The sequence below is a fragment of the Mesorhizobium sp. M4B.F.Ca.ET.143.01.1.1 genome (assembly GCF_004792275.1).
Lineage (GTDB): Bacteria > Pseudomonadota > Alphaproteobacteria > Rhizobiales > Rhizobiaceae > Mesorhizobium > Mesorhizobium abyssinicae.
On the sequence record NZ_SRSR01000002.1, the window covers coordinates 80,976 to 104,730 of the forward strand.

The 23,755-nt window shown below is 65.4% G+C and carries 25 protein-coding genes and 1 pseudogene; 12 read left to right on the forward strand and 14 right to left on the reverse strand.

Annotated features, from left to right (window positions below):
* The first annotated feature begins 24 nt into the window (after nucleotides 1–24).
* The 4 genes from EN786_RS04475 (at nucleotide 25) to EN786_RS04490 (ending at nucleotide 3,464) form a co-directional block, all read left to right on the forward strand.
* Nucleotides 25–1,329: a phosphatase PAP2/dual specificity phosphatase family protein gene (locus EN786_RS04475; protein ID WP_127311746.1), complete on the forward strand. Its 1,305-nt coding sequence runs from the start codon at nucleotides 25–27 to the stop codon at nucleotides 1,327–1,329.
* On the forward strand, nucleotides 1,326–1,760 hold the full coding sequence (locus tag EN786_RS04480) for a hypothetical protein (RefSeq protein ID WP_135908016.1): 435 nt from the start codon (nucleotides 1,326–1,328) through the stop codon (nucleotides 1,758–1,760). Before EN786_RS04475 ends, EN786_RS04480 begins: the two co-directional genes overlap by 4 nt.
* 7 nt (nucleotides 1,761–1,767) lie before the next feature.
* The gene (locus EN786_RS04485) at nucleotides 1,768–2,436 is read left to right on the forward strand and encodes a lysophospholipid acyltransferase family protein (RefSeq protein ID WP_127311744.1); all 669 of its coding nucleotides are present in this window, start codon (nucleotides 1,768–1,770) and stop codon (nucleotides 2,434–2,436) included.
* An 80-nt stretch (nucleotides 2,437–2,516) separates the two neighbouring features.
* Nucleotides 2,517–3,464, forward strand: a complete 948-nt coding sequence (locus tag EN786_RS04490; RefSeq protein WP_127311743.1) for a phosphatidate cytidylyltransferase — start codon at nucleotides 2,517–2,519, stop codon at nucleotides 3,462–3,464.
* Between the two features lie 258 nt (nucleotides 3,465–3,722).
* On the opposite strand, the gene EN786_RS04495 is transcribed toward EN786_RS04490, so the two are convergent.
* A complete protein-coding gene (locus EN786_RS04495; RefSeq protein ID WP_135908018.1) occupies nucleotides 3,723–4,655 on the reverse strand; it encodes a hypothetical protein in 933 nt (310 codons plus the stop codon).
* A gap of 318 nt (nucleotides 4,656–4,973) precedes the next feature.
* On the opposite strand from EN786_RS04495, the gene EN786_RS04500 reads away from it, so the two are divergent.
* Nucleotides 4,974–5,201, forward strand: coding sequence for a hypothetical protein (locus EN786_RS04500; protein ID WP_127312293.1), 228 nt, complete (start codon nucleotides 4,974–4,976; stop codon nucleotides 5,199–5,201).
* 108 nt (nucleotides 5,202–5,309) lie between these two features.
* On the opposite strand, the gene EN786_RS04505 is transcribed toward EN786_RS04500, so the two are convergent.
* From EN786_RS04505 to EN786_RS04515, 3 genes are all read right to left on the reverse strand, one after another.
* A complete protein-coding gene (locus EN786_RS04505) occupies nucleotides 5,310–7,334 on the reverse strand; it encodes an AI-2E family transporter (RefSeq protein WP_246688716.1) in 2,025 nt (674 codons plus the stop codon).
* Nucleotides 7,335–7,610: 276 nt separating this feature from the next.
* Complete coding sequence (locus EN786_RS04510; RefSeq protein WP_127285050.1) at nucleotides 7,611–8,153, reverse strand: hypothetical protein; 543 nt, start codon at nucleotides 8,151–8,153, stop codon at nucleotides 7,611–7,613.
* Between the two features lie 203 nt (nucleotides 8,154–8,356).
* A complete protein-coding gene (locus EN786_RS04515) occupies nucleotides 8,357–8,710 on the reverse strand; it encodes a cupin domain-containing protein (protein ID WP_127285049.1) in 354 nt (117 codons plus the stop codon).
* Nucleotides 8,711–8,964: 254 nt separating this feature from the next.
* Here EN786_RS04515 and EN786_RS04520 point away from each other — a divergent pair, with 254 nt between their 5' ends.
* Nucleotides 8,965–10,941: an acyltransferase family protein gene (locus EN786_RS04520; protein ID WP_127285048.1), complete on the forward strand. Its 1,977-nt coding sequence runs from the start codon at nucleotides 8,965–8,967 to the stop codon at nucleotides 10,939–10,941.
* Between the two features lie 868 nt (nucleotides 10,942–11,809).
* On the opposite strand, the gene EN786_RS04530 is transcribed toward EN786_RS04520, so the two are convergent.
* From EN786_RS04530 to EN786_RS04545, 4 genes are all read right to left on the reverse strand, one after another.
* Nucleotides 11,810–13,198, reverse strand: a complete 1,389-nt coding sequence (locus EN786_RS04530) for a polysaccharide biosynthesis/export family protein (protein WP_127311511.1) — start codon at nucleotides 13,196–13,198, stop codon at nucleotides 11,810–11,812.
* Between the two features lie 355 nt (nucleotides 13,199–13,553).
* A complete protein-coding gene (locus EN786_RS04535) occupies nucleotides 13,554–14,228 on the reverse strand; it encodes a protein-L-isoaspartate(D-aspartate) O-methyltransferase (RefSeq protein WP_127311512.1) in 675 nt (224 codons plus the stop codon).
* 286 nt (nucleotides 14,229–14,514) lie between these two features.
* Nucleotides 14,515–15,405 carry a transglutaminase family protein gene (locus tag EN786_RS04540; RefSeq protein WP_127285044.1) on the reverse strand — a complete coding sequence of 297 codons (891 nt, stop codon included), beginning with the start codon at nucleotides 15,403–15,405 and terminating at the stop codon, nucleotides 14,515–14,517.
* A 133-nt stretch (nucleotides 15,406–15,538) separates the two neighbouring features.
* Nucleotides 15,539–16,636 carry a flavodoxin family protein gene (locus EN786_RS04545; protein ID WP_127311146.1) on the reverse strand — a complete coding sequence of 366 codons (1,098 nt, stop codon included), beginning with the start codon at nucleotides 16,634–16,636 and terminating at the stop codon, nucleotides 15,539–15,541.
* A 333-nt stretch (nucleotides 16,637–16,969) separates the two neighbouring features.
* Here EN786_RS04545 and EN786_RS04550 point away from each other — a divergent pair, with 333 nt between their 5' ends.
* From EN786_RS04550 to EN786_RS04560, 3 genes and pseudogenes are all read left to right on the forward strand, one after another.
* Nucleotides 16,970–17,278: a hypothetical protein gene (locus EN786_RS04550; RefSeq protein WP_127311145.1), complete on the forward strand. Its 309-nt coding sequence runs from the start codon at nucleotides 16,970–16,972 to the stop codon at nucleotides 17,276–17,278.
* A 76-nt stretch (nucleotides 17,279–17,354) separates the two neighbouring features.
* Nucleotides 17,355–17,562 (forward strand): annotated as a pseudogene (locus tag EN786_RS38490) (DUF763 domain-containing protein); the annotation flags it as partial.
* 99 nt (nucleotides 17,563–17,661) lie between these two features.
* Nucleotides 17,662–18,018, forward strand: coding sequence for a hypothetical protein (locus tag EN786_RS04560; RefSeq protein ID WP_127311144.1), 357 nt, complete (start codon nucleotides 17,662–17,664; stop codon nucleotides 18,016–18,018).
* 285 nt (nucleotides 18,019–18,303) lie between these two features.
* Here EN786_RS04560 and EN786_RS04565 read toward each other — a convergent pair whose 3' ends face one another.
* The 4 genes from EN786_RS04565 to EN786_RS37585 form a co-directional block, all read right to left on the reverse strand.
* Entirely contained in the window at nucleotides 18,304–18,900 is a 597-nt protein-coding gene (locus EN786_RS04565; RefSeq protein ID WP_127311143.1) for a DUF6456 domain-containing protein, read from the reverse strand.
* A 104-nt stretch (nucleotides 18,901–19,004) separates the two neighbouring features.
* Nucleotides 19,005–19,796 carry a GcrA cell cycle regulator gene (locus tag EN786_RS04570; RefSeq protein WP_245478384.1) on the reverse strand — a complete coding sequence of 264 codons (792 nt, stop codon included), beginning with the start codon at nucleotides 19,794–19,796 and terminating at the stop codon, nucleotides 19,005–19,007.
* Nucleotides 19,797–19,880: 84 nt separating this feature from the next.
* Complete coding sequence (locus EN786_RS39245; protein WP_281033920.1) at nucleotides 19,881–20,006, reverse strand: hypothetical protein; 126 nt, start codon at nucleotides 20,004–20,006, stop codon at nucleotides 19,881–19,883.
* Between the two features lie 185 nt (nucleotides 20,007–20,191).
* The gene (locus EN786_RS37585; RefSeq protein WP_189340608.1) at nucleotides 20,192–20,329 is read right to left on the reverse strand and encodes a hypothetical protein; all 138 of its coding nucleotides are present in this window, start codon (nucleotides 20,327–20,329) and stop codon (nucleotides 20,192–20,194) included.
* Between the two features lie 80 nt (nucleotides 20,330–20,409).
* Between EN786_RS37585 and EN786_RS04575 the strand changes: the two genes are divergently transcribed.
* The 3 genes from EN786_RS04575 (at nucleotide 20,410) to EN786_RS04585 (ending at nucleotide 22,670) form a co-directional block, all read left to right on the forward strand.
* Nucleotides 20,410–21,042, forward strand: a complete 633-nt coding sequence (locus EN786_RS04575) for a S24 family peptidase (protein ID WP_127311141.1) — start codon at nucleotides 20,410–20,412, stop codon at nucleotides 21,040–21,042.
* Nucleotides 21,043–21,100: 58 nt separating this feature from the next.
* Nucleotides 21,101–22,213, forward strand: a complete 1,113-nt coding sequence (locus EN786_RS04580; protein WP_127311140.1) for a tetratricopeptide repeat protein — start codon at nucleotides 21,101–21,103, stop codon at nucleotides 22,211–22,213.
* A gap of 106 nt (nucleotides 22,214–22,319) precedes the next feature.
* Nucleotides 22,320–22,670 (forward strand): hypothetical protein, encoded by a 351-nt coding sequence (locus EN786_RS04585; protein ID WP_127287006.1) that lies wholly within the window; start codon nucleotides 22,320–22,322, stop codon nucleotides 22,668–22,670.
* 62 nt (nucleotides 22,671–22,732) lie between these two features.
* Here the strand turns inward: EN786_RS04585 and EN786_RS04590 are convergent, their stop codons facing one another.
* Together EN786_RS04590 and EN786_RS38495 are read right to left on the reverse strand one after the other, a co-directional pair.
* A complete protein-coding gene (locus tag EN786_RS04590; protein ID WP_127391656.1) occupies nucleotides 22,733–23,236 on the reverse strand; it encodes a porin in 504 nt (167 codons plus the stop codon).
* A gap of 14 nt (nucleotides 23,237–23,250) precedes the next feature.
* Nucleotides 23,251–23,751, reverse strand: a complete 501-nt coding sequence (locus EN786_RS38495) for a porin (RefSeq protein WP_245478420.1) — start codon at nucleotides 23,749–23,751, stop codon at nucleotides 23,251–23,253.
* Nucleotides 23,752–23,755: the final 4 nt, after the last annotated feature.

The window sequence follows — 23,755 nt, forward strand, 5'->3', positions numbered from 1 at the left end:
GCCGCCGACCCTGCCCCAGCCCCTATCGCGACCGAGCGACCGAAGGATAAATTCGGCGCCATCCTGCTGCGCGCGGCGCTGTGGCTGGCGCTGCTCGCGCCGCTGTTCTACTCGACCTATGGCTTCGCCAACTGGCTGGCGTCGCGCCGCGACGACGTCGGCAGCATCGTCTTTGCCTGGGAACGCGACATTCCGTTCATGGCCTGGACGATCGTGCCCTACTGGTCGATCAACTTGTTCTACGGACTGTCGCTGCTCCTCAACGACAGCAAGCGCGGCGTCGACCGCCTTGCCGGCCGCTATCTGACGGCGCAGGCCGTCGCGGTGACCTGCTTCATCCTGTTCCCGCTCAAGGCCACCTTCGTGCGGCCGGAGACATCGGGCCTGCCGGGATTCCTGTTCGCGGTGCTCGGCGGTTTCGACAAACCGTTCAACCAGGCGCCGTCGCTGCACATAGCGCTGCTGGTGATAATCTGGGATCACTGGCGGCACAGGCTGACCGGAATCACGGAAATTATCTGGCACGTCTGGTGCTTCCTGATCGGAGCCTCGGTGTTGACGACATGGCAGCACCATTTCATCGACATCCCGACCGGCGCGCTTCTCGGCCTGTTCGCTGTGTGGCTGTTCCCGCGCGAGGGCGAGCTGCCGTTCGCCGGCTTCCGGCTGACCGCCGACAGGAGAGCGCGGCGGCTGGCGCTCTTCTATGGGCTGGGGGCGGCGCTGCTTCTCGCCAGCGCGGCCGGCGGCGTACTCGTGTCGCCGATAGCCCTCGTGCTGCTGTGGCCGGCGCTGGCTCTTGCCATCGTCGCCTTTGCCTATGCCGGGGCCGGGGTGAAAGTGTTCCAGAAAGCGGCCGACGGCAGTGTGCCGCTCGCCAGCCGCCTGCTGCTCTGGCCCTACCGTATCGGCGCGAAAATCAATCTCTGGGCCTGGACGCGCACGCTGCCGCCCCGCGTGCCGGTCGCCGACGGCGTCTTCCTCGGCCGCTTCCCGACGACGGCCGAAGCCAATGGCTTCGGCACGGTGGTCGACCTTGCTGCCGAGCTGGAGCGGCCGGCTCGTGCGTCATGCCGATGGATCAGCCTTGCCGTGCTCGACCTGATGCCGCCAGCCGAGAAGGAACTCTCCGAAGCGGTGCAGGCGATCGAGGCGGCGCGCCGGCAGGGCACGGTGCTGATCTGCTGCGCGCTCGGCTTCCAGCGCAGCGCTACCGTCGCCGCCGCATGGCTGGTCGGCACCGGCCGCTCGCACACTGCAGCGCAGGCGCGCAAACTGCTCGCCGCCTCCGGCCGACCGGTGCACATTCAGGCCGGGGAAGCCGCATGAGCAGCAACCCCTATCAGGACAAAGCCGGCGCGTTCGCCGCCGGACTTATGCTGCAGGCAGCGTGGCCGCTGCTGGCGGTCGCGGCTTGCCTGCTCGCCGCGCCGGTGATCGGGCTGGCGGCCGCGCCGCAGGTGACACCGCTATCGGCGGCGGCGTGGCTGGTGGCTGCGGCGGCGGCTCTGGCTACCCTCGCCTTCACCGCGCTTATCCTGTTCGATGCGCTGTTGTTCCGGCTGATGGCGAGCCATGACAGCGAGGTTTCGGGCGGCGGCGCGGTCGACGATTTGCTCGCCCGCATGCGGCTGAAGCCGACGCCGGCCGAGACGCGATCGCTCGACCAGCGCATAGCGGGCACGCGCCGGCTGCTGACAAAACAGCGCATAGCCTTTGCGGTGTTCGCGGCAGCGTCACTGATGGCGGCATTGCTTTGAGACTTCGATGACAAAACTCCACATCCGCGCCAACACCTTCACCCTCCTGCAGACCATCACCTCGGTCGGCCTGTCGGCGATGGCCTGGGTGGTGACCGGCGTGCGGCCGATCTGGAACGGTAGCCAGCCCTCGGAGCGGCAGCGCATCTATTTCGCCAACCACGCCAGCCATGGCGACTTCATCCTGCTTTCGGCCTGCCTCAGCGAGAAGGTGCGCGCCCGCACCCATGCGGTTGCCGCGGCCGAATATTGGGGCAAGTCGCGGCTGCGCCGCTACATCGCCGAGGACATGCTGTCCTCCGTGCTGATCCACCGCCAGTGGACCGACGAGGCCGAGAACCCGATCAACATTATGCTGTCGGTGCTCGACCAGGGGCATTCGCTGATCCTGTTCCCCGAGGGCACCCGCAACACCACCGACGAGCCGCTGCTGCCGTTCCGTTCCGGCCTCTACAATCTCTCGATGGCGCGGCCGGAGGTCGAACTCATCCCGTGCTGGATCGAGAACATGTCGCGGGTTCTGCCCAAGGGCCAGTTCCTGCCGGTCCCGCTTTTGTGCCGCGTCGTCTTCGGCCCGGCTGTCACCATCGCGCCCGGCGAAGAGCGCCGCGCCTTCCTCGAACGCGCCCGTCAGACGCTGCTGGCCCTCAACCCCCGTCCGGACCGGGACGACTAGACCATGATCCCAAAAAGTGGCTCCCGTTTTTTGGAAAAGATCATGGTCAAACAAAAAGACAGGGCCGGAGGCCCGAAATAATGCCGCTGCCGCCGATACATGAAACCATGATCCTGATCGCCGGGCTGGTCGCCGTGCTGTCGACGGCCAGCGTCACCGCCGGCATATTGTCGTGGCGGGCGCCGAAGCCGCTGTCGCCGACGCTCACCAACCTCACCCAGCGCATCAACGCCTGGTGGGTGATGGTGGTGGCGATCACGGTCGCCTTCTTCTTCGGCCATGCCGGCATGACCATCCTGTTCGCGCTGATCTCGTTCGCGGCACTGCGCGAATTCGTGACGCTGACGCACAGCCGGCGCAGCGACCACTGGGTGCTGCTCGGCATGTTCGCCATCATCATTCCGTTCCAGTACTGGCTGGTGTGGACGGCCTGGTACGGGCTCTTCACCATCTTCATCCCTGTCTACTGCTTCCTGCTGATGCCGGCCATCACCGCGCTCAACGGCGACACCGAGCGCTTCCTGGAGCGAGTCTCGGCGCAGCAATGGGCGATCATGATCTCGGTCTACTTCGTCAGCCACGTGCCGGCGCTGCTGACGCTGAACGTGCCGGGCTTCGAGGGCCGCAACCTGCTGCTCATCGCCTTCCTGATCATCACCGTGCAGGGCAGCGACGTGCTGCAATACATTTTCGGCAAGCTGTTCGGAAAACATCTGCTGTCGCCGAAGGTGTCGCCTTCAAAAACCTGGGAAGGGCTGGTCGGCGGGCTTGCGGCGTCGAGCCTGCTCGGAGCGCTCTTGTCCTTCCTGACGCCGTTCTCGCCGCTGCAGGCCGCCGCCGTCGCCCTCGTCGCCTGCCTGATGGGTTTCCTCGGCGGCCTGGTCGCCTCGGCCATCAAGCGCGACCAGGGCGTGAAGGACTGGGGCCATCTGATCGAGGGCCATGGCGGCATGATGGACCGCGCCGACAGTCTGGTCTTCGCCGCCCCGGTGTTCTTCCACACGGTGCGGTATTTCTGGTCGGTGTGAGGAGCCGCAAAGCCCGGTACGGCCGATACGCGCCCGCGCCCCTAGGCTAGCCGGGGCGCGGGCCGATCGGGTGTCCCCGATTACAGCACCGTAGAGGCCGGTGCTGCTGTGCGACCAGGCAATAGACGGACCGCTTGGTCTATTAAATAAGTTATAGTTCGGAGAGATCGTTCATCGGGCAGCGACGCGATGGCCACACCGCCCCCGGGATTGGCAGCGTCGGCACCGGCCTTCACCCGCCGCCGCCGGCGAGAAACCCTATCCCGAATGCCTTAGCCAATGCCGGTCGAAGATATCGAGGATGGCACGGAACTCGGCCGGCGGGACCTGGTTGGCAACGTCACTGTCGCCGATCAGGAATTGCGTGAGCTGCCGGTCGACGAGCCCGGGCTGATCGATCGACATGCCGAGCGCGGCCAGATCCTCGGCGATCGACTGGTCCGGCAGGAGGTAGCCGCCCCAGGCCGCGGCGTCGGGCGACGGGTCGCGCAGGCGGATGATGAGGATCCTGGTGATCGAGGGCTGCGGCTCCGGGCCGATGATCGAGCTGCCGCACATGTAACCGCCGAGCACGCTGCCCGGCTGCGACTGCGGGAACAGGCAGAGGAAGAACTGGGCATCGCCGCCGCTTTCCTTCAGATGCGCATAGAGGCCGCGCTTTGCCGGCGTGACCGGCCCGCCAAGCAAGAGCTGGCCCGTCGGCAAGGATTCGCGATAGGCAGCGCTCAGGCTGTGCGCGCCAGGCCCCGGCTCGATCGACAGGTTGCCCCTGATCAGCTGGCCGCGATAGTAGGGCGAGAGCGCGCGCGAATAGCATGCATAGGTTCCGGCGAGCGCCAGGCCGACGCTTTTCTCGTCATGCGCGGGCGAGGCCTCGAACTGTGCGGCGGCGCGGCGTTCGAGCTCGCCTCTGTCCACGCCGTGGCGGGCGGCGATGGCAGCGGCGAACTGCGGCAGGTCGCTGTCGGCGATCCAGGCCCCCGGCTGCTCCAGGCGAAGCAGCTTCGCCCAGTCGTCATAGACGGCGTACTCGCGCGGCTGGGCGCGGCCCTGCAGCCATTTGTCGGCGCGGCCGAGATCGAACGCGGTCTTCGGATTGACGGCCCGGAACGCCGCCGCCAGCTCCTTGCGGGTGACGGTGCCGAGCAGGGCCGAGGTCAGCCGGAGTTTTTGCGCGATATGCTGTGCCATGCGGCCGCCGTCCCTGGGCCTGCTCCATCCCGGTCGACCGGAATGGCTCGCCCCTTTTCGAGCACGGTCCCGGTCCGGGATCGTGCTCCCATGCCAGCTGCTAGCCATAACATGCGCCGGCACGTCCTCCCATTGTACTTTTCCACAAGCTAATATTCCAGGAATTCCAAAGAATTCCACGGCGTTCCGCACGCGATCCCTTTCCGGTCCGGCGCCTGGCGCTAAGCTCGCCGGCGCTAGGGGAAGGCCACGAGGAAACGCGGAATTGGCTCGGGCAGACCGCCCAACGCCTCCGCATTCAGGCAGGGAGGAACCGACATGAAGCTCGTTCTGTCAGCGCTGCTCGTCGTGCTTGCGCTGGCGCAGGCCGCGGAAGCCAAGAAGAAAGTCCCGGTGGCGAAGGACGACGCGAAGGTCGAGGCGACCCGGCCGCTGCTGGACAACACGGCCACAGGCGGGATCACGCCTGCCGGCGCCAAGCCGGCGACGACCAACCAGGATGGCTACAATTCGATCTATCCGCCAGCAATCTATCTGCACTTCTAGCCCTTGGCGGGGCGGCAGTGGCGCGGGGATCAACGATCCTCGCGCCACTGCGTGACGCAAACTCCCGAGGGGCTCGCTTTCGCCGACCCGAGGCAGCCGACCGCGCCCTCAGCCGGCGACCGCGGCCGCCGCCTTCTTGCGCGCGGGCTGACGGCGGGGCGGGCGGCGCTTGGCGGCGAGCTTGAGAGCCACCGGCGGTTCGCCGGACAGCGTGCCGTTGACGGCATCGACCATGCCATAGGCGACGAAGTCGGCATTGAGGTCACGGGCCTCGGCGCTGGCGGCCTGCCGGTCGCCATTGCCGGTTTCCGACCAGAAGACGATGCCAACCCTGAGCTTTGGCCGGCGGCGCTTCAGCCGCCGCACCAGGAAGCGGGCATGCTTGACGGAATCACGGTCGAGGAAGCCGATGACGACCGCGTCGAGCGCATCGAGCTCGAGGCGGCGCACGCCGCCGGGCTCGAGATCGGCGAAGCCCGCCTTCGTCGCCTCGGCGCCCTGCACTTCCAGCACCTGCGCCAGCATGGCGGCGGCGGCATCATCGAGCTCGCCGCGGCCGCCGGCGCACAGAACCGCAATGCCGGTTCCATCCGGGAGATTGACCTCTTCGGCCTCGTCGACCTCCTTGTCCTCGCCAGGCTTGCGCTCCGACGCCTTGCGTTCGCCGGCCTTGTCATCGCCTGAGACGGCGGCTTCCGGCTCGTCCTCTTCCTCCTCGGCTTCCTGCTGGGCACTGTCGTCGAGGTTCGCCACCAGGGTCTCGGCGCTGCCGGCCAGCAGCCGCCGCTGCTCGTCGTCGAGGACGCCGCGCATGCGGTCATGCTCGCCGAGCAGCAAAGCGGGGATCGCGACCTTGTCATAGAACTCGAACAGATATTTGTCCTCCAGGAACTCCTCGGCATGGTCGGTCGCCTCGTCCGGATCGCCGGCCAGCAGCCGCTGGTAGAGCCGGGCGTGCGGCTCCAGCACCGGCTCGTTGCCGAACAGCACGTCGAGGAATTCGAATTGCGGCACATGGCGGCCGAGCACGACCAGGCAGACGGTGAGCGGGGTGGAGAGCACCAGGCCGAGCGGACCCCAGAGCCATGTCCAGAAGATCGCGGCGACGATGATGGCGAGCGGCGACAGCCCGGTGCGCGAGCCGTAGAGCCAAGGTTCGATCACGTTGCCGGTTATCAGTTCCATGACGATGAACAGGGCCGCCGTCCACAAGAGCAGAGCCCAGCCGGGCGCCACGGCCAGCGCCAGGAACAGCGGCAAGAGCGCGCCGATGATCGGGCCGATATAGGGCACGAAGCGCAGCGCCAGCGCCAGCATGCCCCACAAAAGCGCATTGGGGATGCCCAGCACCCAGAGCCCGATGGTGATCGGCACGGCGTAGACGATATTGACCACCAGCTGCATCAAAAGATACTGGCCGACACGCTTGCCGGCATCCTGCAGCGCCTGCGTGGTGCGGTGCAGGTCGCCATAGCCGACGAGACGGATGAAGCGGTCGCGCAGATCCTCGCGCTCCATCAGCATGAAGATGACCACGACGATGACCAGGCCGGCCGAGGCGAGCGGGCTGAGCAGCGGCGCTACCAGGTTCTGCAGCACCTCGAGCGGCTTTTCGTGCGCGACGATCTCGACCGGGATCGGATCGCGTTTGGGCGTCTCGGTCGCCGAGGGCAGTTGCGGCTCCTGGCGCTCGATCTCCTGGCCGACGCGCTCGATCACTCCGCTCAGCCTGGCGATGATGCCGCCGCCGAGGCCGGTTTCCTTCAGCGCGCGGATCTTGGTCAGGATGTTGATCTGGTAGACGGGAATGTTCTGGGCGAGATCGCTGACCTGCGTGGCGACGACAAAGGAGAACATGGCAAGCGCCGCGAAGGCGCCGAGCACGCTGGCGATGACGGCCGGAAGGCGCGGAATGCCAACGCGCTTCAGCGCGGAGACCAGGGGCGCCAGGGCGAAGGTCAAAAGCAGGGCGACGGCGATCGGCAGGAACACCTCGCGGCCGAAGTAGAGCGCCGCCACTGTCGTGACCACCGTCGCGACCGTGGGCAGCGCTGTGCGCGGATGCGCCCTCGACGCAGCCAGAAGACCAACCAGCCCGGATCCCGACGGGCGCGTGCCGTTTTGCCGATTCACCTGATGCCTCCGCCCAACGAGGAGCATGATCAGCGATATTTCGCCGGCGTGCAACGCACGGCGCGGCCACCCTGATGACTGCCTCTCTGTGGATTAGCAAACGCGCAGATTGCGCTTATGTTGCAGGGCGTTGTCGCAATAGCCGTAGGCGGCGCCGAAGTTGCGGCGGCGGCCGAGATGCCAACGCTCACGGCCTCTACAGTTGGCGGTTCGGATGGCGGGCGGAGATACCCGCCATTGTTGTGAGGACGGAGCGCCCGTGCGCTCTCGTTCCAGCTACTTAACCGGGATCATGAGATGGGCGTAGGGTGTGCCCGGCCACATGACATAGGGCTTGGACGTGTCGGGCTTTGCGTCCGTCGGATAGCCCGCCATCATGTCCATGGCGTTGACGATCATCACATGCGGACCGGTCTCGACCCAGTTGTTGCCTTCCGTGGGCGCTGTCGCATAGGGATCGGTGTTGCTGCCGTCGGTGCCGCCGGACAGCATGTACATGAAGCCGACCTTGCCCTTGGGCGGATCCTTCTTTTGCAGCCAGGCCATCGCCCATTCCATCGAGTTGGCGTCGCCGCACATCGGGTCCGGGCCAGGCGAGGCCGGGTTGTCCGGCATGCACCAGAAGCCGCCTTTGCCCTCGCGCAGGGTACGCATGTTGCCCTTCTCGTCCATGGCGTAGACCGCGGCGCCGCTGGCCACTGCAGCCGGCGCGGCTGACTCGGCGCTCTTGATCAGCGCAGCGTCATCGGCGGCTGCGCCTTGCATCTCAATCAAACTGGCTGCTGCCAAAAGCGCAGCGACCGTCAGAAGCCGTTTCATGGCCGTTCTCCGGTTCGAGTTGATCTGTTGTGCATGATGTCGGACGCACGGCACTTCGGGGCCGTTTGTCGGTGGTCAAATGCTAGCAGATCGCACGTTTCCGGACAACGTTACTTAGCGCAGCCTAACGTACAGAGCGCTGTGCGCCGGCTCGACGCTGGCCGACCCGCCGCCACTCTCGCATGACTGGCGACGCGCCCGCATCAGCCGACCCGAACGACGAAATGCTTGGTCACCGGCTCGATGATCTTCCAGGTTCCCTTGAAGTCGGCCTCGACGACGAAGGCATCGCCCGGCCCGACCTCCACAGGTGCGCCGCCGTCGGGAGTGATGATGATGCGGCCGGCGATCATGTGCACGAATTCATAGTCGGTGTAGGTGGCATGGTAGGTGCCTGGCGAGGCGCGCCAGGTGCCCGAGATCACCTTGCCGTCGGCGGTGGTGTGCTGCACGGCGGTCTGCATGGTCGGCCTGCCCTCGACGACGACCCAGCCCGGCAGGTCGCCGGCCTCGGCATGCTCGATGGCGCCGAATTTGAGGATGGTTTGGTCGGTCATGATGGGCTCCGTTCCAGCCGGCATTGGCTGAGGGTGCATAGACGATGCGCGAAGCATGGGCAACGCGCAGGCCGACCGCGAGTGTCGGATTTGGCGAAGGTGGAGGTGAGAGCGTCCTTCTCCCCGTGAGCGGGAGAAGGACGCTGATCTCCACTTATGTTGCACCGCGTTAAATATGTTGCATTGCGATATCCGCGCTCAGGGTCGAGTCTCGCCCGTGGGTGGGCTGCCAACGACCAGCACGAGGCGTCGTCTTGACAGCACAATTCCCGGCCTCGGCATCGTTCCGGCCCGACATCGAGGGCTTGCGCGCGCTGGCAGTGGCCGGCGTCATCGCTTATCATTTCGGGCTCACCGCGCTCCCCGGCGGCTTCACCGGTGTCGACATCTTCTTCGTCATTTCGGGCTACCTGATCACGCGTCATCTCGTCACCGAGATCAACGAGACCGGGCGGCTCGACCTCTGGCGCTTCTACGCCCGGCGCGCGCGCAGGCTGCTGCCGGCTTCGCTGTTCGTCATCCTCGCGACGCTGGTGGCCGGCGCCTTCATCCTGTCGCCGGAGGAGCAGTCGCTCTATTCCAAGGGCGCCATGTTCGCGTCGGCCTACATGATCAATCTGTGGCTGATCCGCTGGTCGTTCGACTATTTCGCGTCCGACGCCGCCAACAACCCGTTCATCCATTTCTGGTCGCTGTCGGTCGAGGAGCAGTTCTATCTGGCCTGGCCGGCGCTGCTGGTGCTTGCCGCGTGGCTGAAGCCCGGCAAGCGGGCGGTGATCCTGGTGATCGGGTTTGCCGGTCTGGTGTCGTTTGCTGTCTGCGCCTGGCTGACCACGGTCGCCCAGCCCTGGGCCTTCTATTTCTCGCCGCTCAGGGCCTGGGAGTTCGCCGCCGGCGGGCTGGCCACGCTAGCCCCGGCGACATTGTGGCGCGAGCGCCGCGGCCTGAGCGCCACCATGGCCTGGCTCGGGCTGGCGCTGATTGCGATCTCCTATCTTTCTTTCAGCGAGGATGCCCCCTTCCCCGGTCTGCTGGCTTTGGTGCCGGTGACCGGCGCCGTCCTCATGCTGCTGGCGGGAGCGGCCGGCGCGAGCAATGGCCCCAGCGCCGTGCTCGCGCTGCCGCCCTTGCAGTGGGGCGGCAAGCTTTCCTATTCGCTCTATCTCTGGCACTGGCCGGTCATCGTCTATGCCGGCATGCTCACCGCGGAACTTTCCACCGTGCAGCGCCTTGTCTGCCTGGCGCTGACGCTGGTGCTGTCGGCCTTCACCTATCACGTCATCGAGAACCCTATACGCCGCAATGGCTGGCTTATGGCCAATGCGGCGCGCGCGCTGGTGCCGGCCGTCCTCCTGACCGGCACCGGCGTTGCGGCGGCCTACGCCAATGCGCGGCTGGCCGTGCATGATCTCGACCCCGAACAGCGCGTCATCGCCGAAAGCGCGGCGCGCCCTTCGACCGCGCGCGCCAAGGGCGGCTGCGTGCTCGATTTCGAGACCGTCAAGCCCAAGCCCTGCGTGTTCGGTGCCAAGGATGCCGAGGGTTCGGTCGTGCTGTTCGGCGACTCGCATGCCGACCATTGGTCGACGCCGCTGATCGAGGCGGCAAGCAAGAACAACTACCGCGTCGTCACCTATCTCAAATCCTCCTGCCGAGCCTCACGGGTCACGACCTGGAACTGGCGGCTGAAGCGCGACTACACCGAATGCGACCGGTGGCGGGAGCAATCGGTCAAGGACATCATCGCGCTGCATCCGCGCATGGTGGTGATCTCGGAATTCTCGATCGGCAACGTGATGAAGGAATCGCCCGAGGAACTGAGGCACGCCGATTGGAACGAGGAATGGAGGGCCGGCCTGCACTGGACGCTCGCGGCATTCAGCCGGGCCGGGATCAAGGTCGCGGTGATCAGGGACGTGCCCTATAATGGAAACTATGTCGACAAATGCGTGGCACGGGCCTTGTGGCGCGGGCAGGCACCTGAGGTCTGCGATACGCCGAGGAACATGGCGGCGAACGACGACATCGCCGCGGCGGAGCGCGATGTCGTGCGCAGCGTGCCCGGCGCCACCTATGTCGACCTGACCAGCCAGTTCTGCGACAGCACCACCTGTCACGTCTTCATCAACGGCAAGCTCGCCTACCGCGATCGCCATCACCTGGCGACGCCGTTCGCGGAATCGCTGGAACCGGTGATGGAGAAGACGGTGCTACGGGTGATCGGGAGCTAGGACGGGTGGCGAAGGTCATCCAATGACCCAGGCAGGACCAGGGGCGCTCCAGACGTCCGTTTCATCGAGACTTGGCACACCCGCCAAATCCAACAAGCCTATTTCACCGCGACGACCCTGCCCGCCGGGTCGAGGCGGCATCCTACCCGCGCTTGCCGGACCTCGATGCCACCTTGTCTTGCATAGTCTATGCGCACCTCAATCGGTGCGGTGAGCGCGCCGAGACGATGCCGGCGCAAGGGACCTGCGCTGGCTGCGTGCACGCGCACGGCACCAAGCGGCACCGCAGCCGATTTGATCGCCTGGCGGCAGACGCGAACCACGGCCGGCGGGGTGCCGGGTATCACCTTCAGCGGCGCCAGAGGCTGCAGTACGGGATAGCCTTTTTTGCTTTGCCCGAGCGTGTCGCGACCACCTCTGGAGGGCCAAAGGCTGTGTGGCAGGACGATTGCGTATCGCGCGCCCCTGGGCACGACAATGGCAGCCTTCTTCTTGCCGGCAACGGCACCCGCCGTCCCTGTGGTACTCCCCAAAGCAGTGCTCGCTCCGGCGGTGCCCGCTGGGCCATCAACTGATTGGTCTCCCGCGTCGACGCCAGCCGAAACGCCGCCGCTTACGCCGCCGAGGCTGGCGCCCGCCCCAACGTCGGCGCCGAGCGATCCGTTGCTTGTGCCGAGCGACCCTCCAACATCTGCTCCTCCCAGCCCGTCGACGCTGGTGCCAACTCCAACGGAGGCGCCGTCCGAGCCAGCGCCCACACCAACACCGACCCCGATACCGCCGACCGTGCCTCCAACGCCCACGTCAACAGCCGAAGCAGGCCCGATCGCAACTGCGATCGCCAATGCGGTAGCCAGATACCGGCGCATCACCATAATCCTGACGCCGAGCGCAACGGCGCCCGCGTCGGCAGCAACGCGGCGGGAAGCGGAATCGTCGCCACCGGAACCGGTTGCCGTGACTTGCGGGCGGCCACTTTTCGGATCTCGTGCTCGTCGGGCGCACGGACTGAACGAGCCCGCTTCCCTGCAAGGCGTGGACCAGCTCCATCAGCGTCGCGTGCTTTGGGAGCGGGCTCGACGCGCTGGGCGCGAGGCGCATCGGGAGCTTTCAGGACGTCGATCTTGTTGCGCGCCGCGGTGAGGTTGCGGGCCAGGCCAACGGCCCTTTCGCGTTGTTGCTCCAACGCCGCGGAAAGCCGGGCCACTTCCTCCTTTGCCGCATCGCGATCCTGATTTGCAGCGCTGAGATCGAGGGCGAGGGCATCTGCTCTTTCGCGTTCCAGTGCGAGCGCTTGCTCGGTTCGCTTTGCAGCGGCCTCGGCAACTTGCCGGCCCTGGATGTCGACGGCTTGCGCAGCCGCCGCCAGTTTTCCCCTTGCCGTCACAGCATCGAGAGATTGATGCGCCGCGGCGAGATCGCCTTCCAACCGCTCGACCTTCTGCCGCTCCTCGTCAAGCGCGCGCCTGGCTGCTGCCAGCGAGGCTTCCGCAGCCTGCTGCGCTCCGAGTGCGGCGGCTCTTTCGCGGTTCGCGAGAACGGCTTTCTCCTGCAGGCTTTCTACTTCGCTCTGCGCCAGTTCCAGATCCCCCGCCAGCCGTTCGGCTCGTTTCTGCTGCTCTTCAAAGGCCCGCCCTTGAAGAACCGGGGCGTCTGCGACCACACGCGCCGGCAAGCCGGTGTCAGCACGTGCGACCAACTCATGCTGCTCGCCAGCAAAGGCTTGCGCCGCTTGACCGGTTCGCGCGGGTGCATTGGTTTCCTGAAGCGATCGATTCTTCGCCGCCTCGAGATCGACCGGCGCCGCTGCTCGCGATCGTCGGCGCTGGACGGTCGTGACGGGACGCACGTCGAAGCCACTTCTGGCCTGCAGCCGATCGTCAATCAGTTTTGCCAGGTCATTCTCACGCAGACCCGCAGCCACTACCTGCCCAATGACCGGAAGATGCAGCGTCCCGGCCGCATCGATCGTAAAGGCACCGTTGAGCTCCGCGCCCGCGACGCCCGCGCGGAAGACGCCCCACCCCGCAACATTCACCTCAACAGTGTCTTGAGGGCCGAGCCTGTCGTCAGTCCCTGACTGACCTCTTGCCGGGGCGCTGCATAGCAGGATGAGACAGAGGGGGATGAGGCTCATCGCGGCGCCGCGCGACCTTTTGCGGGAGCCATGAGACGAGGTCGCCATGGTTGAGACTTGTCGGTCACCCTCGGGAAATGCTGGACCGTGGTCCGCTTTGGGCCTCTGGATAGGATCCATGGCTGGATCTCCATGCCTCACTGGCCGCGCGCGACCCGCGCACCGCGCTTACGGATACCGCAACCACCACGTGAGCCTAACAAAGTCGATCCAGCATGGTGAGTACCAAATAGAGCGTAGTCAGCCCCACTCAATTGAGTAAATTGGCGTCATGTCTACTGATCGATATTGACGCGACAGCCTCATAGGAAACGGACTTGTGCCACCTGTACTTTTCCCACCTGCCGGGTGAGAACCGGACATTGGCGAACGGCGGTTTCTGACCCGAAGCGCATCTTGGCGACGACCGGTGCGCGGCTGTCCTTCTTCCAGATCAGTTCAGCCGGTGTGTGCTGGCCGCGCCAATTGTGAGACCTCAGACGGTTTCGAGCCGGCTGAACCGAACCGGGATGAGTTTCCGGGTCTTGATCTGCCCTGCCGCGTCCTTGTCGATGACGGTCAGAAACTGTCCTTCCTCTGACTCCAAAGGCAGGACCAGACGACCCGCCGGCGTGAGCTGGCTCAGCAAAGCCGGCGGCGCCCGCTCAGCCGCCACGCTAACCAGGATCTTGTCGAATGGGGCGTGCTCGGGCCAGCCGCGAGACCCGTCTCCGACACGAATGGCGACATTGGAGAAGCCAAGGTGCTGCAGCAGAGCCTCGGCATGGCTTGCGAATTCCTCGATGATTTCAACACTCCAAACTTGTCCGGCGAGTTCAGCGAGGATTGCGGTCTGATAGCCAAGGCCGGTTCCGATCTCGAGCACTGACTCGTGCGGCTCGGGAGCGAGCAGATCGGTCATCAGCGCGACCATGAAGGGCTGCGAGACGGTCTTGCCGAATCCGATCGGCAGCGGCATGTCCTGATAGGCATAGGGCGCGACCGATGATGGCACGAAGAGATGTCGCGGCACCTGCCCCATCGATGCCAAGACCCGCTCGTCGAGCGTTGCTTTGCCGAGTTCTTCGCTTGTCAGGTCGGCATGGATCGCAATCATCTCGATCATGTGCCTGCGCAGAACCGCAAGATGCTCTTCGGTCATCGGTTTCATAGGGGTGGGCCTTCCTCGACCAGCCTGATAGCTATCCCGTTCCTCTTGGCACAGCGACGCTCGCCATCATTCCGGTGGGGCGAAACGGTCATTCGCAAACGTCCACCGCGCTCGGCATAGCTGGCTGACGCGCGTTTCGTTCGGGCCAGCAACGCCGGAACAGATCGAGCGGTTCCGGGAAAATGGCGTGTGCATACCGCCAGGCGGCAAGGCGGGGCTCAACGTGGACCGCGGTGTCGTCGTTGCTGCGCTTCAAGCGCGGACCGGTCGCGCCGCAAAGACGCAACTAATTCCTGTCGCCGCCGGTTTCCTTCGCCACCTTCACCTCAACGGTCATGTCGAGGAAACTCGAAGCGCTGCCGGAATAGCTTCCCGAAAGAGGGATGGCTTGCCGGGGGTGCCTGGCCACGGCAACCCTGATCAGATCCCGGTTGCCGACTATTCCGTTGGTCGGATCGAACTCGATCCAGCCGGCCCCGGGCAGGTAAACCTGGCACCAGGCATGCGTCGAGCCGCCGCCGCGCACCTCGGCGCTGTCGCGGCCCGGCACATAGACGTAGCCGGTCACGAAGCGGGCGGCAAAGCCGAGCGAGCGAACCGCTTCCATCATGAACAGCGCAAAGTCCCGGCATGTGCCCTTGCGCAGGTGCAGCGTCATCAGCGGCGGTTGCGTCCCGGTTTCGAAGCGACGGGAGTACACGAAGCTCTCGTGGATGGCGTAGCAGAGCGTCATCAACAGCTTACCGGTTTCGGTGTGGCCAGCGGCGCCGACGAACTGGCGGGCCCATTTGCCGACCTCGTCACCTTCGTCGGGATGATGGCGCTCAATCGTCTGCGCGAGGTCGGCCGCCTCGTCGGAATCGTAAGAGAACGGATAATTCAGCGCGGCTTCATCGATGCGGAAATCTGGCGCGTGCTGGGGCGTGTGATCGAGCCGAATGTCCGTCGAGAAATGGAGTTCATTGGCCGAACCCGTGAATTCGATCACCGCAACGCAGTTGCCAAAAACGTCATGGATCCAGCGTACCTCCTTCGGCTCGGGGTCGACCGACAAAGCGTGGTCGAGAAGCCGCTGATCGAAACTGTCGCGCGGCCTGAACATCAGCCGGTGCTCGCCAAAACTCACCGGCTGGCTATAGCGATAGACGGTCGTGTGCTTGACTGAAAAGATCGGCATCGGCGTCCGCGGCAAATTCACCCTGCGGCGCAATCATATAGCGTTTTGCGCATACATCCGATGGTCCCCGCTCGAAGCCTGCCCGGAACGCTGGAGCCGTCGGCGGGAAGATGGTGCCGCGGGAGGTAAGGAGTTACTTCGGACGCGGATCGACGAGGTCCGTCCCGATCGACGGCAGGAGACCCGTTCGCCGTTTCGCGACGGCCTCCGCCAGCGCGAGCGCGGCGGCGCGCACCTCGCTCTGCACGGCACGGTCGGCATCGAGATCACGGTGGCTGGTCGCATAGGGCTGCCAGTAGCCGATATAGCGGTCGAGCTCTGCCTTCTCGCCAGCCGGCTCCAGCTTCATCGAGCGCAACCAGTCGGCAAGTCCGCGGCGGGCGTTTTCGGCACCTTCGGTGTCGCCGTGGACGACGACCGAGAACAGACGCCCGGCCAGATGGCGCGGATAGTCCCACCCGGCGAGCTCGGCACGTTTCGCCAAAGCGGCGTCCTTGCCCTGCGTCAGCGAGGGATCGGGATTGCCGCCATCGGCGCAGACGAGGCGATCCATCATCAGCTTCACCGGCGACGACGTCTGGTACCAGTTGACCGGGGTGACGATCATGATGCCGTGGGCCTCGACCCAAAGCGGATAGATGTCGTTCATCCAGTCGTGAATCTGGCCGAGCGAGTGGTTCGGATAGCAGGAGCACGGCCAATGGCAAAGTGCCGCCGCGGTCGAGAAGCATGCCTTGCAGGGGTGGATCGCACGGCCAAATTCCGAGGCGATGCGCGAGAGGTCGAGAACGCCGACCGAGAAGCCGGGCTTTCCCTCTATGGCCCGGCGCGCGATCTCGACAAGGCGAAAACTCTTGGACATCTCGCCCGGACACGTATGCTCGCTGCGCGAGGAGCCGTTGATGAGCAGGATGCGCGCCGGCGACGACGCGTCCTCGTATCGCTGCTGCGCCGCCTTCAAGGCCTCGCTGGCGGCGATCCACTCCACCGACAGCTCATAGTCCGGATCGTGAAAGCCTTTGCCGGCCTTGCGGGTGATCGGGCTCTTGCGCTCGTCCTTGTAGGCCTGCCAGGCGATCTCGCACAGGGTATCGACCGCTTGCGCCGCCGAAGCGAATGCGGGGTCATAAAACTGTCCGCGATAGCGATTCTTGAATTCGGCCTTGCTCAGGCGCGGGCTGGGCATCCCTTTGCGTGGAACGGCGGTGTCGGGATTTGCGCGCTTCGCCATCGATTGCCCTTTGCCCGGAGCGGGCCGGGTGGGACAAGAGCTCGACTGCCATTTCGTTGGCCAGGGTAAGAAGCCGGAGAAACCACCCTGTTCTCTCTGCCACCAGGTCCGGCTGACGCGGCCCGCTGAGAAGGAACCCGGGCTGAGCGCGATGGTTCCGGAAAGCGCCCCTCATGAGGTGCACGCCTTGCCGCCATGAAGCGGTGCTCGCGGGTTTTGCGGCCCGGCGGGAGGGTGGCCCCTTTGCGGCCTGGCGTCAGGCCAACCGATTTTTATCGGAACAGCACCGCGCCTCAGGGGTTTTGTTAGATCAACCTGGAAAAGGAGGTAGTCATGAAAAAGCTCCTGCTCGCCTCCGTCATCGCGATTGCGTCGGCGGCGGCCATGATCGGTCCGGCCAGTGCCGACAGCCTGCGGCTGGGTATTGGCATCGGCCCAACTTATGACGACTATTACGGCGACTATGGCCCCTACTACGGCGATCCTTACGTCTATCGCCCTCACTACCGGTATGACGTCTACGACAATGGCTACAGGCCGCGCTACGCAATGCGCCACAACCGCCATTGCTGGACCGAGTACCGCAAGCACTGGCGCCACCACCACCGCGTGATCGAGAAGATCCGTATCTGCGAACGGTGACAGGGACATTCAGCCCGGCTTCTCCTTCTCCCTTGTGGGAGAGGGAGAAGCGGGTTTGCAATGGCTGAGCGAGCGCATGACGCAGCCGGCCGCGTTGTTGTGCAAGCCATCATCCACCCTACGGCCGCGAGTTGCTCAGGCGGCTTGCGCTGTCTTCCGGTTCCTCGGCGCCGTGGGGTTGCACTGGCATTCCTCTGGCATCACCACCTCGATCATCGGCGCGCTGAAGCGGCCTGAACCCGCTCTCGGGCGAGTTCGGCATCCATGTCTGCGGCGGGCGCGGAATCTCCTCCTCAGATCGACACCGGCGAACATTAGCGATCGGGAACATAGCCCGCCGGCGGTGCGTTTAGTTGATGATCAGCCTTCAGGAGGAGGTTGCCATGAAAAAACTGCTACTTGCTTCAGTGATCGCCGTTGCCTCTGCGGCAGCCTCGGTCGCGCCGTCGGATGCGCGCGGATTGGGATTTTTCGGCCCGTTCGGCCTCAGTCCGTTCTACGGCGGCCCGTTCGGTGGACCTTTCTATGGTGGACCGATCTATGGCGGCGGACCGTTCTACGATTATGGCGGCCGCTATTACGGCCCGCGCTATTACCGGGACTACTATCCCGGCTACGTGGTCCGCTATCCGCACCGCTATCACTACCGGCACCATTACCGCCATTGCCACGTGAAGTGGGTGAGGCACTGGCATCATCACCGCCGGGTGCTGGAACGCGTGCGGATTTGCCGTTACTGACCTTCGTCATCCGCGGGCTGACCAGAGGATCGATGCCGTGACGCTCGTCGTACATGCGGCGGATCAGAATTTCCGCATCGCCGCAACGCGCGAAAGTCACGGCATGGACCCTGGAGGCGGCGCAGCTCCCAAATCCCACCCGTGCCATCTGCGGGGCGCGGCGCGCATTCGTAAAGACGGGCGAGCTGATCACGATCAAAGATGCCAGAGCCGGCATGGTTCGTTTGCTGCTATTCCAAACGAAGCCCTGCTTGCAGGCCGCCTATATCCATTGGCAAGTCCCCCTCACCCTGCTTTCCTCCCCATCATCCCATAGTGCACCGCAAGCAGGTCGAGCCCCACCTTCAGCAGTTTTACCACCACGTCGCGGCTTTCGCCGTTGCGTTCGGCCACGCTCTTCACCGACTGGCCTTCGAGGCAGACCTTGCGCACCACATCGGCCACCTCCCAGTGGCCGAGCGCGGTGACGGCATGGGCATGAGCGCGGCCGGCCGAGAGCACGCGGTCGGGGATACCGGCATTCACCCGGGTACCGTCGACGCGCTCGTTCCAGGACTGCGGCTGCAGGCCCTCGCGCTGGGTGCGCTCGAAATCGTCGCGAAGGCGCCCTCCTGCCTCGCGCTGCTGGCGTGAGAGCGAGGTGATGCCGACCAGCGGGTCGACATTGCGCAGGCGTACGATGCCGCCGGTGGAGGTGAAGCCGCCATTCGACACCTCGTAGACGCGGCGTGCTTCGGCGGTGCCATTGCTCAGCCTCTGGCGGCCGAAGGCGTCCTGGCGCAGCGCGAAATCATGGCCGATCTCGCGGCGGATGCGCACCTGACCGGCCTCGCCCTTCGGCAGTTTTGGCGGCTGCGGTTTCCTGGCGGTCTTGCGGGGCATGGGCGTTCCTCGGGCTTGGGATGGGTTCTGGATAAGATCGGCGCTCTGCGGCGCCACTTTCGCATCGTCGATTTCTATGAGAACGACCTTCTGCGGCGCGCCCCTCACATCCCGCTGCCGCGATGACCATGAAGCCTTGCGTGATGGTGGCTGCAATAGCTTTGCGTCGGCCGCGTGCGCAGGCCGCAGCAGAGCATCTCCGGGCCGGGACGAGCGCCTGGAGCATCCTTCTCCGGCTCCTCCTGCAGCGCGAGGTCGAGCGCCGCGCGGCAGCGGCCGAACAGACAGTCGATGAAGCGCATGGCGGCGACATGCGGCTGGCGGCCCGGGTTTACCGGCGGCGGTGGCGCCGGCAGCTTGTACAGCTGCGCCTCAGACCTTTCGCGCTGGCCCGGTGCCAGCCAAGCCGGCGGCAGCACGCGGGCGGGCTTTCGCGGCTTGGGCTTCTTGGGCCTGAGCGGGGTGCGGACGGCGGAGACGCGATCTGCTTGCGAGGCGACGTCAAAACTGGAGACGTCGGCGGGACAGCGCCCCCCTCTGCCCTGCCGGGCATCTCCCCCACTTGGGGGGAGATTGGCAGCTTCGGCGTGGGCGCTCTCGACTTGCCTGGCAAGCGCCGACGGTTCGGAAAGCGCGATGCTTCCGGCCGCCACCCGGCTCCGCCAGTCCGGCCGAGCATGCTTCCTCGGCCGGCCGCCGGAACGGCCGCCCTTGGGATTGGCGAAGCCGATGGCGCGCAGGCCGGTGTCGCGATGCACGATGCCGATGATGGCGTTGCGCGAGACCGGACTTCCGCGCAGCGTGCTGAAGCGGACGGCGATATGGGAGGCCGAAAGCCCCTCCTTGAGCCAAGTCGCGATTTCAGTGAGTTCCTTCTCGGTATAGGCGGCAGGCATATCGGGATCCATCGGTTGCGGCGCGCGGGCGAGCGCCAGGTTCGGCCCGAAGGCCGTCGCTGAAATCGTTCGGGAATGGGCGGATCAGGCGGGGCCGTGGCCCTCGAGGCGCAGAAGCGCGGCCTCCGCCGCCTGCCTGGTCAGGCCGGACACCGCCCGGCCGGTTGCGCGATCAAAGAGGATGACGGTGCCATCCTCGGTGCGGATCACGGAGGCGGCGCCGGCCGCGGGCGGACGAAGGAAGGTGGCCGGAGCCGGGGGAGGAGCGGCTCCGGCCGTTCCGGCCGATGGGGCGGCCGGACCCGGGGCGAAGACCCCGGTGTTCGTCCGGACCGGGGAGGAGGACAGCCCGGACGATAGGAATTCAGCAGACGAACGGAAATCAGGATGCAAGGTCATGCCGCCTCCCCTTGCGGTGCTATCGCGTCGGAGCTGATACCGACGGCGGCGACGGCGCCGATGCCGTGCCAACGGTCGATCAGCCCCGAAATGTTCGTGGGCAATGCGGAAATGCTTGCGGGATGCTCAATCATGCGCTAATCGTACGATGTGTACGAAAGAGTCGCAAGCGAAATCGTACGTATTGGACGATATTTTTCAGGCGTTTTGTACGATGATGGACCCACGGCACAGATTGCAGCAGGCGCGGACCGCGGCGGGCTATGCCACGCCGAGCGATGCGGCGCGGGCCTTGCGCGACATCAACAAGAACACGCTGATCAGCCACGAGAACGGCAACCGGCCGCTGTCGCGCAAGGCGGCGGAGAAATATGGCCGGCTGTTTAACGTCGACCCCGGCTGGCTGCTGTTCAATGCCGATGGCGCAGAGGCCGGACCGGCAAGCTTTGCCGCCTCGCCGCTCACCGTCGACGTCCCGATCGTGTCATGGATCAGCGCCGGCGAGCTCGGCGGCCAGGAGGGCGTGGTCAACCTCTCCGACTATCCGACCATCCCGACCGCCGACCTCGAGGAAGGCGAATGGATCGCGCTGCGCGTCGACGGCCCGTCGATGAACAAGATCTCGCCGCCGGATTCGATCATCTTCGTCAATCTGCGCGACAAGCGGCTGGTGACCAATGGCTGCTACGTGATCGCCGACGAAACCGGCCGCGCCACCTACAAGCGCTACCGCCCGAACGACACCCCGCCCTTCCAGCCGGCGTCGTATCTGGACATCCCGCCGCCGGAGCTGGAGGGCGCGATCACCATCATCGGGCGGGTGAGACGGTCGATAATCGATATGTGAGCAATCTCGCTCTCGCCGTCGGCCTCTGACTGCACTTTCATGACGCCGCAATTTCTGCTTGCATGGCAAGCAGCCGTCGGTGTCGGCCGAGGTCAAAGGTTTTCGAAGGAGAACCGGCGAAATGGTGAACCAGGAAGGCGTGGGCGAAAGCCGGCTGATATGGCTGGTACGAAAATGGCGCCCACCGCTGTTGCTGCTGCTGACCGGCCTCGTCGCGCTGGACGTCCGCGGCGCGATGGGGATCGCCGCCAATCTCACCTATGCGGCGTGCATCGGCAATGCGGCCGACGCCAGCCGGCGGATCGAAGCCTGCACGCAAATTATCGATAACCAGGCCGGCGCTCCTGACAAGCTCGCGACAGCCTACTTCAAGCGCGCCTACGCCTGGTCCATGGAAGGCGATCTCGACCGCGCCATCGCCGACAGCGACCAGGCGATAGGGCTCTATCCTGAATACGCATCCGCTTATTACAACAGAGGCTACGACTGGGCCGCGAAGGGCAATTACGACCGGGCCATTGCCGATTACGGTCAGGCGATCGCCTTCGACCCGAAAAGCAGCGCTGCTTACAACAACCGAGGCCTTGCCTGGTCGTACAAGGGCGACAATGACCGGGCCATCGCGGATTACAATTTGGCGATCATCGCCGATTCCAAGAACGCATCCGCATACCTCAACCGGGGCGGCGCATGGGCGGCGGAGGGCGCCTTCGATCACGCCATCGCCGACTACAACCAGGCCATTGCCTTCGATCCGACACTCATCGGGGTGTATGAGAATCGTGGCCTGAGCTGGGGCGGCAAAGGTGACTACAACCGCGCCATCGCCGATTTCAACGTGGCTATCGGCCTCAATCCGAAACGCGCCTACGCCTATTACGGCCGGGGTTTAGCCTGGTCCAACAAGGGCGACGACGACCGCGCCATCGCCGACTACGACAAGGCCGTGGACCTCGACCCCAAGTTGGCCGATGCCTACCACGCGCTGGGCCTCGCCTGGGCGCACAAGGGCGACCACGACCAGGCCATCGTCGACTACGACCAGGCAATCGCGCTCAATCAGAAATCCGCCGATTTCTACAGCGCCCGAAGCGCCTCCTGGAAGGCGAAGGGGAACCGCGAACGCGCCGAGGCCGACCGGAAGACGGCGGCTAGCCTTGGCGGGACGTAGGTTGCACCGCATTCTTATGACCGTCCCTCGTTCAATTTGTACGAAATCGGCTTGACCGGTATTCGTACGTAAAGTACGATATTTCCCTTCTTTCGAGGGGATATCCTTGAACACCGCAAACCACGCCGCCTTCGCCGACCTCTCTCGCCCGCTGCTGTCACCGCTGCCGCTCGAGCAGCGCGAACGCCTCGCCGGCGCCTGGCGAATGGCCAGCCAGGACATCGCCGAGGACATCCGCTTCATCCGCCAGTATCTGAAGGTGATCGCCGAGAAGGACGAGCGCCTGTCGACCGGCACGCTCGTCCACAGCCGCGCCTATGTCGAGGCCTGCGCCGGCTGGCTGCCTCAAACCGTGGCGCGCTATCTGCGCAACCTGCGCGCAGTCACCGAATGCGAGCTCGCCATGACCGCGGCCGGTATCCGCTTCGCTCTGTCCAGCGACGCGTGGGAGGCTTGAAGGGCGAGCGCTTCCCCTTCTCATCCCACAAGGTCCCACAAGGGAAGGAGGTCAGATGCCTCCTACCAGCTGAACTGCAGCCCCGCATTGCCGCCGACGGTGCCGCTGGAGAAGGCGATGCCCATCGTCCCGGTCAGCCGGCCGCCATGGACAAAGGCTTCGCTGAGCACCGCAGCACCGGTGAAGCCGAAGGCGTCGGCGCCGCCGGCATTGCCCCAGTTGACGCGCAGGCCGAAATGCTCGCCCTGGACGAGATCCGGCGCGGCAAGGGCAGCCGAGATCGAGGCGTTCTCGAAGGCGCGGGTGACGCGGTTGTCGATGTCGTCGGCATGGCTGGCCAGAGCGGTCTTGCCGGGGACGGTGGTGGTGCCGCCATTGCCGTCATCGATCTCCTTCCTGGTGTCGCCGGTCTGGGCGTTGATGCAGGTGTCGGTGCCGGGGCTGTAATAGTAGTTGGCACCGTAGGCATAGCACAGCTTGACGTATTCGACCGGCTTCGCCAGCGCCGGCGCCGACAGGCCGCAGAGCGCGCCGAGCATCGCCGGCGCAAGAAGATATCTGAGCATGATTGCCCCCGGCCTTACCAGGTGAGCTGCAGGCCGGCATTGCCGCCGACGGTCTTGCCCGAGAAGGCGACGCCCGCCGCGCCGGTCAGCCGGCCCGTGCCGCCTGGCAGGAAGCCCTCGCCCAGCACGGCCGCGCCGGTGACGCCCATGGCATTGGACTGGCCGGCATTGCCCCAGTTGACGCGCACGCCAAAATGCTCGCCTTGGACGAAATCCGGGCTGATCAGCGCCGAGGCCACCGAGGCGCTTTCGAAGGCGCGGGCGACGCGGCCGTCAATGTCGTCGACCTTGCTTGCCAGCGCAGTTTTTCCGACGACGACGCCGTCTTCGGTGACGCGGCGCGTCTCGCCGGTATCGGCGTTGATGCAGGTATCCGTGCCGGGGCTGTAGTAGTATCGCGCGCCATAGAGCGAGCACACACGGACATACTCCACCGGCGCCGCCAAGGCCGGCACCGACAGACCACCCGCCGCGGCCACAAACGCAAATGAAATGAAACGGTTGATGCCTTGCATTGCC